The sequence below is a fragment of the Bacillus cereus group sp. BfR-BA-01522 genome, assembly GCF_022662635.1.
GTDB lineage: Bacteria > Bacillota > Bacilli > Bacillales > Bacillaceae_G > Bacillus_A > Bacillus_A cytotoxicus.
Window position 1 is genome coordinate 1 of record NZ_JAKUDY010000012.1, and the last position, 16,211, is coordinate 16,211.

Below are 16,211 nucleotides of genomic sequence, written 5' to 3' on the forward strand. Positions count from 1 at the left end.
CTTCGTCTATTTAACCTCCTACAGCACAACGGACGAAAATCTCATCGATACGAGAAAAAGACAGTCTTTGATATTTTGGGTGTTGTTTATGAGTATACCACTTCTACTCATCAGGTAGCATAGTAAAAAATTTGAAACCCGTCAGGGTTTATTTGATATGCCTACTTTTATAAAATCTATAAAAGATAATAAAAACTATATGGAAAGACCGCATTTTATATAAAAATATATCTTAAGTTGATGGATGTGTGGCTGTACCCCTGTATGGCCTTGATGAAAAGCATATTGATGAATCTAATATAAGAGAAACTTTAAGATATGAAAATTTAGAAGAATTTGTTGAAAAGCAAAAAGATAAACTTGATACGAATATAAGCAAGAGTGGTGATAAATTATCAGGGAACGAAAAACAAAGGTTGAATATAGCTAGGTTATTCTAAAAAACCCGGATGATAATATATTATTCCTTGAAGATGAAGAGATTGTATGCAAAGGCTCACATGAAAGAGTTAGTGAAATAAATAAAAGATATAAAGAGTTTATATCTACAGTAATGTAATAAGTAGTTCTAGTATGGAAAACCAATATGTATTTAAATAGAAACAGCATCAGACTGATAGTGTTTTTACGTGAATAAGTTTTGATCTTCCATACCCCTCACGCTCTTTTTTTCAGTACGAGTATTAGCATGTCTAATGTTCAAAGATTTGTTATATGTTCCTTATAATTCCCCGTTTAACTATAAGATATAATTAGAATATTCCGATTATTCTTAATTAAAAATACTGGTGATAAAGTATGAATGCTCAGTTTAAAAAAAGGATACTTGAGTTAATAGTCTTATTGATAATAAATAAAAGGGATGAATATGGATATGCATTAGTCAAAAAATATCGAGTAAAATTGTCATATCTGAAGGAACTGTTTATCCAATATTAAGAAGAAATGTAAAAAATATTTTACATTTTAGGTTTTATATTATACTATATAAATGTAAAATGTTTTTTACATTTATATAGTAGGAGGAGTGAAAATGTGGAGAATAATATTAAGTCATTAAGAAAGGTACAAAAAATATCTCAAGATGAATTAGCTAATTTGTGTAATGTTTCTAGACAAACAATTAATGCTATTGAAAATAATAAGTATGATCCTTCTTTAGTTTTAGCTTTTTCAATAGCTAATTATCTTAATGTAAAAGTGGATGAGTTATTTGTTTTTAATAAATAAAAAATTATAGTATAGAAAGGTTTGAATATACATGTTAAAAAAACCTGATGAAATGGAAATGTATCAAAATATGAAATCATCGAGACCTACTCTTATTTTTTATTCTTTATCTTTACTTATTTGGTCTTTATATGATTTTATTAAACATGGAAAATTGAGTATAGCATTTGGAATTTTAATTATTGGGAATGCAATATTTTGGTGGGGAAGATTTTATTATAATAGGAAGATGAAATAATAAAAAGTAACATTATCAGTGAAATGTTACTTAATAGTATAGTTATTAACATGAACACAATAAGTTTATTTTTAGTAATATTGGTTTTAGTTTTAATAATCAATCCGATGTTTTTTGCAATACCAAAGTGGTTCTTACGGACTTTTGGTGAATTGCTCTTTTGTGTACTACATTGATATAATAAAAGAAAAGGAGTAAACCATGATGTACCCTATCTCTTGGTTAAGTCCAGTATGGGACACTTATTTGTGATCTACGTCATCATAGACCATTAGCGCTATTACCGAATCGTTCACCTGAAACACTAGCGGAATGGTTGAAACAACCTCCTCACATTCAAGTCGTGAGTTGCGATGGTTTTACAAGTTTTCGTCAAGGAATTTCTGACGCAAGTTCTTCTATTCTTCAAGTATATGATCGCTGGTATTTTATTAAAAATGCTAGGAAACATTTAGATACGTTCCTCTTGTCAGCCGTTCCTTCTACTATTACTTGGAATGAAACTTCATCTATTTCCATTGAAACAGCGTTAACAAAAACAGAAAAATAAAACTCATACGCCAGAAACGAAAGTGGGACTTGATTCAAGAAATAAAGAAAGCCCATCGCTCCGGGAAATCTATCAATTCCCTAACGAAAGAATATCATTTAAATTGAAGAATGATTAAAAAATACATGAAAATGATGACTCCACCTACTACCAATCGTTGGCGCATCAGTCCAGCCCAAGGGTGTCATGAATCTATTATGCGTCTTGAAAAAGAGGGAAAAACACTTAAAACGATTGATCCACTTATCCGTAAGAAGGGGTATAACGGTACCTTTTCGGCTGTGCGCACACTTGTTGAAGGGATAAGGTGCAAACAGAAACGTGCTAATCACCCATCTCCTACCTATCAAATAGCTAGAAAACGTCTTGCCAGATGGTTTTGGATTCATCCCAATCATCTGAACACCTCAGAAAGAAGAGATTTAGAGCGTTGCTTCGAAAAATATCCTAATCTCCAAACTGTTTATGAAGTCATACAAGAGTATCGTGAAATGGTAAAACAATCTGATTATGAAGGATTTTTGCAATGGCTAAGAAAACAACTTTCCCATAAAGAACAACCCTTTTATCCATATACCGTCATTTACGCAACGATTTACAAGTCGTTAAGCATGCCTTTCTTCTTCCCTATAGTAATGGCGTGTTAGAAGGACAGGTAAATCGCTTGAAATCAAACGAATGTTGTATGGACGAGCTGGTTTAGCTATATTGCAAAAGCGCATGTTATATAAACTCGGATTTATTATTTTGAAAGAATAAAATTTTATACGGTAACAACGTTATATGAGATTTCACCAAATCTGCGTAAGAACCACTTTCATTTTGCACTAAACAATCTATTATTTTGTTTAGTTATCAGTCAATTAAGTACCTTTCTTCACATTATAATGACCGTTACTCATTACATTTGCGATACTATATAAACTAAGACTATCAATGCAATGGAGGTTTACAATATGAAAAATATAATGGAATTCCTCAACAATCCATATACTAAATACCTATTAGCTATGATGTAGGTTGTTTTATAATAAAGTTAAAATATTTTTAAATCGTAAAAAGGAAATTGACTTTTTTAACAAAAGATCAATTTCCTTTTAATATTTTATCGCATCTTTTTTCAAAGCATTGTGACTTTATTTAAAAGCGACAATAAAATTTTTTTTGCAAATTATATAATTTATACTATACTCCTAGCAAATTTAAATTAGAAACTGTTTCTCTTCCTATTGAATCATAAATTATTTTTGTTTTTCTCACACCCTTCAAATCATAGCAGTTTCTCCCGTCGAGAACGATTGGAGTTTTCATTAATTCACTATATTTCGAAATATCAAACTCTTTAATTTCATACCATTCTGTGAAGATAAAACATATATCTGCATTCTTGATAGTATCTTCAATGGAGGTACTATAGGTTATTTCATCAGGATATATTTTCTTAAAATTCTCAATACCAACAGGATCCCATACATTAACATTTGCACCCTCTTTAAGCATTATTGGAATATTTTCTAGGGAAGGTGCTTCTCTTAAATCGTCAGTATCAGGTTTGAAGGTTAATCCCAGTATTGCTACATTTAATCCTTTGAAACTATCAAAATATTTCCGAGATTTCATGAGAGCTTGACTATAATTTTGTGGTGGTAGAAATCTTACTGGTACATTATATGCCATCGCTTCATATGTAGCAGTTAATCCTGGACTTGAAACTAACATTTTCGAATTTTGTAACTCTATCAAAAATTCTTCATGACTTAAATGTTTAAACTCTCCTCTAAATTTGTTTCCATATTCTTTTTTTAAGTATGTCATGACTTTATCATTACCTGTAACAATTATCCTATCAAACTTCGATTCATTCAAAGCTTCATAAGCATTTTCGAAAATCGTTTTCGGATATAATAACAAATCATCCATATTTTTCATAAACGGCGTTTCTAGCCCCGAAAAATTAAAAATTATTTGGTTTAATTCAGTATTTATATCTTTAGTCAATAAACTAGTGATTGGATCACAAACAATTAAATTGTTTATATCTTTTTTTAATACATTAACTTTCTGATCAATATCAAAATAGTTTTGCACAACATATGCATCTTATGACTATTTATATCATACGATTGTATTTTTGAGGCCGATATTCCTAATCCAAATCCTACCTCTAGTATATTCCCTGCATTTTTAGTGACTATCTTTGCTAACATTCCCATGTAATCAGACTCCCAAGGCTGCATGACTGGAATGACCCAAGATTTCTAGATTTCCCTCTGGAGTATATATTGCTTCTGCAGAACTCCAATTTTCCTCTAGATTTGAAAATCCAATTTCAATTCTGCTTGTTACTGTTTCTTTAAATAAATCAGTACTTTTCATAAATACTCTCCTTTTATATATACTTATCTACTTTATTAGTAGTTAGTAGCTCTTTTTTATAATAATAGAAAACAAAAGCAAATAATGGGATATGAATAACAAGCATTAAGATGATTAAGTTTTCATAACCACCTATGTCTCCTGTTAAGCCATAAATTAAAAACATAATTAACGAAATGATACTTAAAACTGTTGAAAAGAAAGAGAGTACAGTTGCTCTAACATTTTCTTGTACCAATTCATTTATCGTAAAAAATAAAGGGGGCTCTAAAATATCAATTGTGACATAGATCAGATAATACCCTATGATTGCCAAAATGATATTAGAGGATATGATGAATATTCCTCCGACAAAAAACATTCCCATAACCAATGTTGCAATGGTATTTAATTTGAATTTCATGACTAAATTAACATTTAGAGAAATAATTACACTAATAATTGTACTACCTAGATAAATAGTTCCTATAGTCGAGTTAGATAATTCTAATTCTGCAAAACGACTTTGCGTAAACATGATGACAGAATTTGTACTCGAAGAGATAATCGCCATAAATAAAATTAAAAATTGTATATATGGAAGTTTCTTTACTACTCTATATCCTGATTGCAATTTATTTATCATAGAAGGATTTTTTGTAACTTTGACTTCTTGTACACTTTCTTTAAATCTCAAAACGGCCAAAGTAGCTACAATACCTGCAATTGATTGCATTAAAAAAGGTAAACTTAAATAAGATGCAGCTGCAAATCCACCAATAAAAGCTGATAAACCTAACGCAGTAGCCACTAACGCTTCTTTAATTCCAAATATTTTTACATAATGTTTTTCCACGCCTTTTTCTTTTAAATGTTCATACACCATAGCCTGATCTGCACCACTGCAAAAAGCTGAGCCTATACCATCAAGAATGAATGCAATGATGAAAAAATAGAAATAATTAGACATATCCAAGTATGTACTTATAAATAAGAGTAGGAATGAACAACTACTCATCAGTAAGCCCATACTGATTACATTCCTTTTCCTTAGTAAATCCGCTAAAATGCCACTTGGCACATTGCTTAAAATCCTGCTCGAAAAGTAGATGATTTGTAATATACTGAATTCAAATAAACTAATCCCCTTATCTAGGATAAATATTAAAAATATCGGTCTAGTAAATCTTAAATTTGAAAAAATCATGTACATAAAATAAGTAGATAAATCTTTTATATATTTGAAGTCCTTGATTAGACCCATATGGTAACCTCCATTACTACATAGTTTTAACAACCTATCATTAAATAAAAATTAACTAGTCGATTATACCTTTAATGCTATATAAAGAATGGTAGACAAAGATACTCTGTGAGAGTCTTAATCAGCTATATATGTTTTCAAACTAATTTAGTATATGATTTCCAAATGTTTAATGGATTAGTTTTGAATTATAAAAAAGGTTACGTATTAAATTACTTTCCAATTCATTGCGAATTCCGTAGATTTGATTTATCAGTAGCTTTACTCTGTGAAGAAGATACGCTTTAACATTATATAGCTCGATCCCAATGTATATACAGAATTTTTTACCGCTGATTTTTCGAATCATATAAATATTCAATTTATTATTAATTATAACACCGCCAATAATACACTTAATACAAAAAATTTCAATATTTTTATTTTTTTGTATTTTATTGCCACTTTAATAATTATTAGCAAATTAATAATTAAAACCATTGCATTTGCACATGATTCCTGTTTGAACTTATTGATATATTAGATATTTCTGGATTTTAATCTGACTATTTTCTAAAACTAGGTTCATCTAATAATATTTTTCTAGGGCTTATCCATGCTTTCAAATCTGTTAACATCGTAAACAAACAATTTTTTCACTCTCTCTATTAATAATTTATCACTTAAAATTTGTAACTACTCAGCCCCTACCCAAAATCAATACAAAGAGAGGTAATTATATCAAAAATTACCTCTCAAGCTATGTTTCGAATAATTCTATTTTTCCTGTTTTCATTACTTGTTTTATGGATGCAAACAAGTTCTTTTTTTGCTTCTTTAGTGTACTTAAAAAGCTTCGTGCCAGTGCGAAATTTTGTGCACCTGTCTCACTCCGGAACGTACCCGAGACTTTTTGTTTAACCTTTACCATTCGTAAGTCCCGCTCAGCTAAATTATTGTCGAATGGAACGTTTGGATTTTCTACAAATAGTAATATGGAATCTTGACGCTTTGAGAGTCGATTTAATCATTTTTCTGCATCATGATTCGCCATTGTAGCATTTTCCCTATACCCTTTCTCAAGAATAGCAGTATAGGTATCCTCCATCCACGCGACAGCCATGGGATTCAGAGATGTGTTTTGACGTTCTCTTTCTTGTTTTGCCAAGATGAGTATTTCTGTCATCTCCTGTGTCCATGTTTGCTTTGTTTGTTCGTGAATCGCTTTTAAATCACGAAGTAAATGGGCATTGCATACAGCGTGTTCACAATGTTCATACACAAAATACGATACCAAGCAATCATGAACGGCAATGCCTTGGAATTTCGGTAAGACATCGATTTCGTTTATCGCATCTGTGCCACGTTTTTCATGAACATACTGTAACGTAACGTGATCCGTGCTCAATGTATGTAACCATTGTGTTTTTCTGTTACTTCGTAACCCTGTTTCATCAAAATGGATAACAGGTGCTTGGATCAGCACGTTTCTAGCTTGCGGCTCAAAGGTTTTCGTTAAATACGTTCCAAATTTTCGATTCATATTCCAAAGCGTTCCTTCGCTAATAGACAGATTAAAAAAGTGATGAAAAAACTCTTTTGTTCGAGCAAAAGGAACAAGTTGATAGTACATCATATACATGACCATACTTTGTACATTTACACCGTATTGTACATGGTGTTGCACTTCTTCAGGAAATACAGATTTCGTTTTCGTACCGCACTTTCTACACTTTTTTACTTCCGTTTCATGTTGCGTCACTTCTAGTTGAATAGGTGGAATATCAAAAACTTGGCGTGTTTTCACTTGAATAACAAGCGCATGTTCTAACGATTTCCCACAACATTCACAAGTCGTCACATAATGTCTGATTACGTAATCCGGATTTGAAGAATAATGAAGTGTATGACCTTTATGACCAGCTTGACCACCTGTCTTACGATCTGTTGTTTCACGTAAACTTTTCACTTTCGGTTTACGTAGTCCATCAGATGAAGGTGGTTTATGGCTATTTATAGAGTTTTTTTAGCGTGAAATTCAAGAGCCAAAACGCGATTCGAAACAACTTGAAGTTGCGCCTGAAGGGATTCAATTGTTTTTTTATGTGCTTTGAATAGACGGTATAATTCTTCAGGTCCTTGATTGTAAACTTCTAAAAATTGTTTGTAGTTCATACACTTCACCTCCCTTGATTTGATATTTAAAGTGTTAACTAGTAATCAAAGAATCAAACGTGGTATAGAGATTTATTTTCAAAAAATGCAAGGGAGGCTGAGTAGTTACTTATTTTTTAATTCTAAAGCTACCACCATAATAATAATTCTCCCCAAGTTTCATAACAGCTATATGTGATCCTGGCTTATAAATTGATGTAATAGGCGTTACAAATCTATCATAATTATGATCCGTACCAGAATCATAAATTGTTTTATATCTTTACATATTTACTACTTCTTTTTCATCTTCATTTAATTGATATATCTTTACAATACCTATATCTTTATCACCTGTATAAGGGGTCACACGACCGAAAACAGAAAATTGTACGTTAAGGAATATTTCCCCATAAAAAAGACGATTCTTTTCTATATTTGAACTGTACCCCGAATCATGGACACTAAAAAAACCCATGATTCGGGGTTTTTGTGTATCTTTATAAGCAAATCTCGTTATAATGGATACAACGATAGAAGTGAGGTACGGAACATGAGTAAAATGATTTTTAATGAACGACAAAGGAAACAACTAGAAAAGAATAAAAATGTGGTAAAAGTATCAGAACGTTCGATTCGCTATTGCCCAGATTTTAAAGTAAGAGCTGTGAAAGAAAATCAACAAGGAAAAGGACCCAATCAAATTTTCTTAGAAAATGGGTTCGATTTAGAGATGATCGGTGAAAAGAAACCAAACCAATGTTTAAAGCGTTGGAGAAAAACATATGAACAATTTGGGGAGGAAGGATGTTATACAGAGCGTCGCGGAAAAGGAAGTACGGGGCGCCCTTCTTCCAAACTACTCTCTTCTGCTGACAAGCTAAAGAAAGCAGAAGAGAGTATTGCGTTTCTGGAGGCAGAACTGGAATTCTTAAAAAAGTTAGACGAACTCGAAAGGCAGGCGTTACAGAAGAAGCGATTTTAACACCTCATGAAGCCTATACACTCATTGAACAAACGATTCGTCGCTTCCGGTTTCCTCGTATGGTGCGTTATTTTTGTGAACTCGCGGGCGTGAGTCGTAATGGATATTACGCTTGGCTTCGCCAAACAAATCAGCATATGGAGAGAGAACGGAATGACGAAAAAGATTACGAACTGATTCAAGAAATTTTTTACCGAAAAGAGAAAAAATGCGGTGCTCGTTTTATCAAAATGGAATTAGAAAATACAAAGGGGATTTGTATGAATCTCAAGCGTATTTACCGTATGATGCACAAGGATCATCTCGTAACGAAGGTTCGTCGGGCGAATCCTTATAAACAAATCGCAAAAGCGACACAAGAACATAAGACCTGTCCAAACCTGTTGAACCGCCAATTTCATCAGGGAGAACCGGAACAAAAGATGGTAACCGATATTACGTATTTATTTTATGGGAAAGGGAAAAAAGCATATTTATCGTGTGTAAAAGATTGTAAGACGCGAGAGATTTTAGCTTATCACGTCTCTCCCTCTTTACAAATGGAGATCGTCTATCACACCCTCGAAAAATGGAAAGTGAGATTAGGAGGCACCATTCATCCAGAAGCCCTGCTTCATTTTGATCAAGGTGTTCATTACACTCATCCGGAATACCAAAAGCGAGTAAAAGAAATGGGACTCAGACAATCTATGTCACGTAGAGGAACCTGCTTAGATAACGCTCCAATGGAATCTTTTTTCGGTCATATGAAGGATGAATGAAATGATAAGTGTTGTCAAACATTCCAATCTCTTCAAGAAGTAATAGACAAGTATATGCAAGAGTATAATCATGATCGTTATCAATGGACACTCAAAAAAATGGCTCCGGTACAATACCGGAACCATCTTTTAAGTGCTTGATTTTTAAAGGTCTTTTTATGAAACTGTCCATTTTATAGGGTACAGTTCAGAGCTGGAATTTCCTTCTTTCATATAAAGGAGTGAAATACAGTGTGCCACATCTATACGCCGGAAAACAGATTTGGATTCTTCCTAGCCATGGTCACATTCTTAAACTGTATAACGAAAATGGTAAATGGATTGACGAACACACGATATCGAATCAAAAAGGGAGTACAATTTATAAGCAAGAACACTATGAAGGGATGAATAATAAACTTCCAAAATCATTACCAAAATTACGTGAATTATTTCTCGAAACATTTCCGTCAGGTAACGATTATGTAGAGCTTCTACAACAAGAAGTAAAGACAAATCACGCTTATCGTTTTCAAAAGATTTGGGAATTAAGATATTACTATGAAGATACAATCATTGATGTGGTACTTCAACAAGCTGTTACATATCAACGAACAGTTGGAGCGATTAACAAAACAATTAAAAGAGCTACATTTGAGGGAAATTGGTACCATCTTTGAAGAAGAAGCTGAGAAAGCAACAAAAACAAAAATGAGCTATATTAGATTTCTCGCAAGGCTGATAGAAGCTGAAACACTATCCAAAACAGATCGATCCATAAATCGGAAAATATCGTTAGCAAAGTTCCCGCGCATCTCTACATTAGAAGAATTTGATTTCGCCTTTCAACCTTCTATTAATGATACCTATGTACGAGAACTCGCTAACTTAGGTTTCCTAGAGAAAAAAGAAACAACCACTACTCTATTTGACGTTGTATGGGCTTAGCTTGATAGCGATGGGGTATCCTCCCCAAAAAGCTGATTTACAACGAATAGAATAACCCCCATTGATACAAAGATTTTCACCTTAACGTTATAAATTCGAAAAATCCCGATGCTACCTCTAAACAAAAAGTAAACAGCTAAAAATATATCGATTTTTTAACTATTTATTAAAAAAACTAATACTATCCCAAATTAATTATTCTAGAAAATGAATTTTGCAAATCAATATCATGAGTAACAACAATAATAGTTTTTCCTTCATTATGAAGCTTCTTTAACACTTCAATTACTTGATCACGATTCTCTCTATCAAGAGATCCTGTAGGCTCATCAGCCAAAATAACATCACATTTTTTCAATAAAATTCTAGCTAATGCAAGTCTTTGTTGTTCACCACCACTTAAAGTATAAACTTTAGTTTTTAAAGAACAAGATAACCCAACTTGTTTTAATGCATCTTCCATTAAAATCTTTTTCTCTTTTTTAGAGATCTTCTGAAATTCAAGTGCAACTTCTAAATTCACATCAACTGTTTCAGTATCCATTAAAGCATAATTTTGAAATATATAACCTAAATTATCTCTAAAAAATTTTTTTCTATTCTTATAAGGATTATTATCTCCTTGAATAATAACTTTACCATTATCCGGTTCATCTAATAACCCAATTATATTAAGTAATGTAGATTTCCCTGTACCACTTTTCCCCATAATCCCAACGAACTCATTATTATAAATACTAACATTAAAATCTTTAAAAATATATTGATCCCCATACTTTTTCATGATGTTCTCTAATTTAATTTCTATTTCTTTTTTCATGTACTCACCCCTCTTTTATAACTTGTACCATTTTCTTTTGTTCACTTTTCTTAATCAATAAATAGATAAATAAATTTTCTAAAAGAAGGATACAGAAAACAAGATATATAAAATCAAACTTCTCTAATATACATAAAATCAACATTGAAACAAACCAAACGAAATTAGTAAACATCAAATATAATTTATGTCTTTTAAAATAAGAATAACCATGTATTATCTTAATAGTATGTTTCAATTTATACTGTTCTAAATAATTTAATGTTGTAAACATACTTATAAACAAATAACCCAACAAAGCAACAAATAAAACAACTAAAAACTGATATGCTCTTTCTACATGTATTTGAATTATACCTTCAATACGATCGTAGGCATTATATAATACTGGATAAAATTCTTGTAATCCTAAATTTTCAATCTGATCCTTAATATTATTATATGGTATTTCTTTATCTAATAACTTTATAAAATAGCCATTATTTCCAACAACTGTATCATACCATGCAGCTTCATTACCATTTGCATTAGTTAATATCATCGCAATACCATCATAAAAACGATTATTGGTATCTGACGCGATATCATTAGAAAAAGAAAAATACGATTGATTATTCTTTATCCAAATTATATTTATTACTATATCCTCTTTATCAGGAAGCTTTTTACCGGCATCTTTTAAAAAAGTATTTTTGACTTTATATTTTTGAAGATAATATTCTTCTTCAAAATATCTTCTTAATTCTTGCTCATCTTTTTTATACTTCTCTGGAACTAAAACCGTAAGTCTATCATCATCTTCTTTAATATCAATTAACTTATCATCTAACCCATATATTGGATTTAATTTCAAATAATTATTATTAATAAGTATTGTTTTTTCTTCATAAACAGAAACACCTTCAACTTCCATTCCCATCTGTTTTGCCCTGTAAGCATCAGAAAATCGAGCTAAGATTGCACCTCTGTCATTTGTATACTTAAATAATTTATATTTTTTATCAAACATTTCAAGAATAGCTTTAGGATCATCACCACTTGGTAAAGGAGCTTTAGTTGGCATAACTCCATATGATTTCATTTGTTCCCATTCGTTTGCGTTTTTATAATAATATCGATAGGAATCCGAAAAAGCACTATAAGAAATAAAAAGTAAATATAATATAATCACTGAAAAAATCACTTTTACCAAACTATTTACAATTTGTATTTGTTTTAAAGGCTTTTTGTTTTTTATACTTGCAGAAATTGAAATTTTTCCAACTCTTATAAAAAGAAGTGACATAATAAAACAAACTATCATTCCGATTATAAATTGATAAAACAAGTAATCAATAATTATCTTAAACCAATACAAACTAAATAATGAATTTTTCATTGTTATAAAAATCATAACAACTGTAGTAGAAATAATTAAAGCTAAAAAATACAATTTAAATATTTGTAGAAAATATCTTTTCCAAATATCTAAAGATCCATAACCATTTAACAATCTAATAGCAGAGTTTTTATACTCTAAAAAATAATAATAAATAATCATAAATAACGATAAAACATACAACAAGATAATAGGAATGATTTTTAACCAAGATGATGTATCAATAACAGAATTATACTCATAACTAAAATAATTAATTTTCATGCCTAAATCTCTCTGTAATCTATCTATAAAAAGATCAATTTTACTATTATCGTTTAAAGAAACTATATAATCTCCAGCCACTGACTTATCTTTTGGAAACATTTTTAATGGTTTAATACTAAAATTATTGTCTTCCTTATAAGAAAATATTTCTCCTGTTACACCCTTACCTTTTGATGTAGAAATATTAAATTCATCAGATTTATTATCTGGAAATACTCCATCTAACAGTAAGAAATTTTCAAAATAAGAATCTGTATCATGTGCAAAATAAACATATTCCACTGATTTTTTTTCCGAATAAACAGATTTGAATACATTTGCATTATAATCATCAGAAACCTTAAATAATAATGATAAAAACTTCTCTGAATCAATTTTTAAAGAATTTTCATTAATAGTCACAACAAAACTATCTTCTTTTCCTGCTTTTTTCATTAAGTCTTCTTGTTTACTAGAAATCAAATCAAAATATATAAAAGATGAAAAAGAAAAAACAACTATGTATAAAAGAAATAAAAATCTTTTCATATATACTCTCTTTCTTTAAATTAATGATAATTACTAAATCAATAAAAAAGGGAGCAAAAAGACATTATAAACCAAGACTTTTTTACTCCCTTTATCTGCTATCTAATTAAATTACAAATAAACTATTGAACATCATAATATGATCTATAAGTATTCAATTCCTTATAATATGATGTTAGAGCATTAGCTGGTTTCCCTGGATTTTTCCATCCACTATAATCATATTCCCCATTTGCCATAGCTGTTGCTTTATGTACTCGAGAGCTATGTTCATAATCAGAAAATTGAGCTAAATCTAATCTCCAACCCATTTTTTGACCTTTACACCACTTTCCACCATCTACATTAAGACATGTACCTGCCCCAAAACTTGCACGCTGTGTTTGTGCTTTTTGAGCTCCATTAAGAACAGGCTGTGTTCCAAATTCAACATTTGTAAAACCATGTTCAGTATAAATCATTTGTGGTTCAGTTGATGTGTTTTCCTCCGCTGCAAAACTTGTTGCAGGTGAAACTAACACAGCACCACATAATCCTAAAGATAAAATCCCCTTACCTAAAAACCCCTTACGTGACATAAAATCTCTCCATTCATAAAATATTTTACTAGTTTTAACTAGCACAAAAATAAAATTAACATATATTACAATAAAAGTCAATATTTTACTTTTATGGAGTGATAGATTAAAATAAAATTAAATTTGTAAATTCATATAATAAACAACAAAAAATCCATATAATACGTTTAGAACTTCATAATTTTAAATTTTGTAATAATTTGTAAATAATTATAATATAACTAAAAAGAAAAGGAAACCCTTACATTTTTAGGGAAACCTCTATAAAAATTTCTAATGCGCTGTTTTTACCTTCTACTTCCGTTAACTTTTTCTCCTTATTAGCTAAATGCTCTTTTGTGGTAACCAATTCATTCGTAATTTCGTGTAGTTTTGAACGAGTGCTTGATTGAATTGATTTTGCAATTCCTGATTTTCTAATACTTTATCCAATTTCTTTTCTAATTCCGACTTTTCTTCTTTTGAAACAAATAAATCAAGTTCTCCATTTCGCTATGATCGAACTTAATCATAAGATCATTTTTGTCCCTGTATTTTTTCTTTAATTGCTTTTAATTCCTCTATATTTTTCTTAGAATACCTGCGGTGCCCTCCCTGACTTCGCTCTGTTTGTATATTAAATTCATTTGACCATACTTTTAATAAATCGGGAGCCACCCCTAAACAATCTGCAACAATTTTCGGTGTATACATTTTGCACTAAACATTACGCGTGAGTGATCTACTCCAACTCGAAACACAAACCATAATAAAATTAAAACGGAAAAAGAGAAAAGAATTCAAAATCAAAGAAGGAAAAACAAAGAAAGAACGCATGATTAACCTTACTTCCATTTTTGATGAAGTATACTCTTATGCTCAAACTCTAGATAATACCTGGTTATTTCCTTCTCGAAAAGGAGACAAACCCATTAGTAAGATCCAGGCTTATCGACAATTGCAAAAAGCCGGAGATGTTGCTATGTTGCAAAAAATACTTAATCACAGTACACCACAAATCACATTGACTTATATCGGAATCAATAAAGAAGCGAAAGATAGTGTACTAGATACATTTTGTATTTAATTCAATTTGTAATAAAGAAACTATATTTCCAACAATTTCTCACGTAATATCAATTCATTTTCAGTCATGTAACCTCTGTGTAATTCTTCTACAATCTTATCGCAATTAAAGCATAATACTTTTTCATCACCTAAATAACCAACTGGATAAGGAACACCTACATAGTCAAAATCACGTTTATCTGCTGAAATAACCATTCTTCCGATAATCATAATGATTGGTTCTACACCTTCTAGTTTAACAACTGAGCCAATAGGTAATAGTTTCATTTATTTGCTCTCCTTTTTCTTTTTATATCTGAATATAAATTCTAAAATAATTATAAAAGCAAATCCAATAGATAATTGAATGACTGTAAAAAGGATTTTTTCTTTTGAAGAAGCTTCAGGTAAATTCCATATTACTACAAGGGGAATAAGTACCCCAACAATGGGAATAATCCTTAACAATTTATTCATATTTTGAATTCCCCTATCACATAGGTAATATCATTTCCTGTTAAATTTACTATGTACCAATTCAAAAAACTTATTTGCACCAAGTGAAATTGCACCAATAATAAGAACCCCAATAATAAAATAAATCTTTTTAAATACACTGTAAGGAGATAAAATAGCAACTACAAGAAGTATTATAATTGCAACGAATGTGACTAATTTTCCAACTTTAAATGCTTGCATATCAGCTTTCCTCTTTCTTTGTTTTTTCAAATTTGATAAATCCTCCAAGGCCAAACTCTTCCCCAAAGTATCCCCCGGTTTCAGCTCCAAGCTTTACTTTATAACCGAATGTACCTAATCCTAATTCCCCTTTTGCTATTACATCATAGTCTCCTATAAATGGAACGAAATCTGGGATATGAAAAAGATTTAACTCTGTTTCATATTTGTTAGCAGTAAGTTCCGATGCAATTTTTAATGTATATTGATCCACACCTGTTGTAAAGTTTGCTTCGCCAAACTTTTGAGTAAGGGTTAACTCTTGCGGAGTAAACCTAATAGGTCCAATGGGCCCAATAAAAGTAGTAATTGGAACCTTTATTTTTGTTATTTTAAAGGAGTTTTCTAAAGCAGATCCCTCTATTTTTGCTCCAATAATATTTCCAGCCACTAAATCATCTTTAGCAGCATC

15 protein-coding genes and 7 pseudogenes are annotated in these 16,211 nt (G+C 30.7%); 9 read left to right on the forward strand and 13 right to left on the reverse strand.

Annotated elements, in window-relative coordinates; translation table 11 throughout:
- Positions 1 to 248 precede the first annotated feature (248 nt).
- The 5 genes and pseudogenes from MR059_RS16080 to MR059_RS16100 all read left to right on the forward strand — a co-directional run bounded on the left by MR059_RS16080 (position 249) and on the right by MR059_RS16100 (position 2,665).
- On the forward strand, positions 249 to 440 hold the full coding sequence (locus MR059_RS16080; RefSeq protein ID WP_242161893.1) for a hypothetical protein: 192 nt from the start codon (positions 249 to 251) through the stop codon (positions 438 to 440).
- 358 nt (positions 441 to 798) lie between these two features.
- Positions 799 to 956, forward strand: a pseudogene (locus MR059_RS16085) (helix-turn-helix transcriptional regulator); the annotation flags it as partial.
- Between the two features lie 79 nt (positions 957 to 1,035).
- Complete coding sequence (locus MR059_RS16090; protein ID WP_012094602.1) at positions 1,036 to 1,230, forward strand: helix-turn-helix transcriptional regulator; 195 nt, start codon at positions 1,036 to 1,038, stop codon at positions 1,228 to 1,230.
- Between the two features lie 482 nt (positions 1,231 to 1,712).
- Positions 1,713 to 2,018: a transposase gene (locus tag MR059_RS16095; RefSeq protein WP_081428383.1), complete on the forward strand. Its 306-nt coding sequence runs from the start codon at positions 1,713 to 1,715 to the stop codon at positions 2,016 to 2,018.
- 125 nt (positions 2,019 to 2,143) lie between these two features.
- Positions 2,144 to 2,665 carry a transposase gene (locus MR059_RS16100; RefSeq protein ID WP_242161894.1) on the forward strand — a complete coding sequence of 174 codons (522 nt, stop codon included), beginning with the start codon at positions 2,144 to 2,146 and terminating at the stop codon, positions 2,663 to 2,665.
- 538 nt (positions 2,666 to 3,203) lie between these two features.
- On the opposite strand, the gene MR059_RS22025 is transcribed toward MR059_RS16100, so the two are convergent.
- From MR059_RS22025 to MR059_RS16130, 6 genes and pseudogenes are all read right to left on the reverse strand, one after another.
- The gene (locus tag MR059_RS22025) at positions 3,204 to 4,106 is read right to left on the reverse strand and encodes a UDP binding domain-containing protein (RefSeq protein ID WP_242161895.1); all 903 of its coding nucleotides are present in this window, start codon (positions 4,104 to 4,106) and stop codon (positions 3,204 to 3,206) included.
- Between the two features lie 129 nt (positions 4,107 to 4,235).
- On the reverse strand, positions 4,236 to 4,394 hold the full coding sequence (locus MR059_RS16110; RefSeq protein ID WP_157671235.1) for a hypothetical protein: 159 nt from the start codon (positions 4,392 to 4,394) through the stop codon (positions 4,236 to 4,238).
- 13 nt (positions 4,395 to 4,407) lie between these two features.
- A complete protein-coding gene (locus tag MR059_RS16115) occupies positions 4,408 to 5,637 on the reverse strand; it encodes an MFS transporter (RefSeq protein WP_242161896.1) in 1,230 nt (409 codons plus the stop codon).
- Between the two features lie 739 nt (positions 5,638 to 6,376).
- A pseudogene (gene tnpC, locus MR059_RS16120) lies at positions 6,377 to 7,585 on the reverse strand (IS66 family transposase).
- Between the two features lie 44 nt (positions 7,586 to 7,629).
- Entirely contained in the window at positions 7,630 to 7,791 is a 162-nt protein-coding gene (locus MR059_RS16125; RefSeq protein ID WP_157671236.1) for a hypothetical protein, read from the reverse strand.
- Positions 7,792 to 7,900: 109 nt separating this feature from the next.
- A pseudogene (locus MR059_RS16130) lies at positions 7,901 to 8,140 on the reverse strand (DUF5065 family protein); the annotation flags it as partial.
- Positions 8,141 to 8,323: 183 nt separating this feature from the next.
- Between MR059_RS16130 and MR059_RS16135 the strand changes: the two are divergent.
- From MR059_RS16135 to MR059_RS16145, 3 genes and pseudogenes are all read left to right on the forward strand, one after another.
- Positions 8,324 to 9,657: pseudogene (locus tag MR059_RS16135) on the forward strand (IS3 family transposase).
- A 65-nt stretch (positions 9,658 to 9,722) separates the two neighbouring features.
- Positions 9,723 to 10,175, forward strand: a pseudogene (locus MR059_RS16140) (hypothetical protein); the annotation flags it as partial.
- Entirely contained in the window at positions 10,150 to 10,443 is a 294-nt protein-coding gene (locus MR059_RS16145; RefSeq protein ID WP_242161897.1) for an ATP-binding protein, read from the forward strand. The pseudogene MR059_RS16140 and the gene MR059_RS16145, both read left to right, overlap by 26 nt.
- Positions 10,444 to 10,624: 181 nt before the next feature.
- Here MR059_RS16145 and MR059_RS16150 read toward each other — a convergent pair whose 3' ends face one another.
- The 4 genes and pseudogenes from MR059_RS16150 to MR059_RS16165 all read right to left on the reverse strand — a co-directional run.
- On the reverse strand, positions 10,625 to 11,263 hold the full coding sequence (locus MR059_RS16150; protein WP_210351679.1) for a putative bacteriocin export ABC transporter: 639 nt from the start codon (positions 11,261 to 11,263) through the stop codon (positions 10,625 to 10,627).
- A gap of 4 nt (positions 11,264 to 11,267) precedes the next feature.
- Positions 11,268 to 13,436 carry a DUF1430 domain-containing protein gene (locus MR059_RS16155; RefSeq protein WP_242161898.1) on the reverse strand — a complete coding sequence of 723 codons (2,169 nt, stop codon included), beginning with the start codon at positions 13,434 to 13,436 and terminating at the stop codon, positions 11,268 to 11,270.
- A gap of 122 nt (positions 13,437 to 13,558) precedes the next feature.
- Positions 13,559 to 14,014 (reverse strand): lactococcin 972 family bacteriocin, encoded by a 456-nt coding sequence (locus tag MR059_RS16160; RefSeq protein ID WP_242161899.1) that lies wholly within the window; start codon positions 14,012 to 14,014, stop codon positions 13,559 to 13,561.
- A 247-nt stretch (positions 14,015 to 14,261) separates the two neighbouring features.
- Positions 14,262 to 14,707, reverse strand: a pseudogene (locus MR059_RS16165) (MerR family transcriptional regulator); the annotation flags it as partial.
- A gap of 13 nt (positions 14,708 to 14,720) precedes the next feature.
- On the opposite strand from MR059_RS16165, the pseudogene MR059_RS16170 reads away from it, so the two are divergent.
- A pseudogene (locus tag MR059_RS16170) lies at positions 14,721 to 15,080 on the forward strand (site-specific integrase); the annotation flags it as partial.
- Between the two features lie 20 nt (positions 15,081 to 15,100).
- Here MR059_RS16170 and MR059_RS16175 read toward each other — a convergent pair.
- From MR059_RS16175 to MR059_RS16185, 3 genes are read right to left on the reverse strand one after another with little or no spacing between them, the layout of a single operon-like run.
- Positions 15,101 to 15,349 (reverse strand): DUF4176 domain-containing protein, encoded by a 249-nt coding sequence (locus MR059_RS16175; RefSeq protein WP_000771612.1) that lies wholly within the window; start codon positions 15,347 to 15,349, stop codon positions 15,101 to 15,103.
- Positions 15,350 to 15,538 carry a hypothetical protein gene (locus MR059_RS16180; RefSeq protein WP_087098906.1) on the reverse strand — a complete coding sequence of 63 codons (189 nt, stop codon included), beginning with the start codon at positions 15,536 to 15,538 and terminating at the stop codon, positions 15,350 to 15,352. It abuts the gene before it with no gap.
- 30 nt (positions 15,539 to 15,568) lie between these two features.
- Positions 15,569 to 15,760 carry a hypothetical protein gene (locus MR059_RS16185; protein ID WP_242161900.1) on the reverse strand — a complete coding sequence of 64 codons (192 nt, stop codon included), beginning with the start codon at positions 15,758 to 15,760 and terminating at the stop codon, positions 15,569 to 15,571.
- Positions 15,761 to 16,211 lie beyond the last annotated feature (451 nt).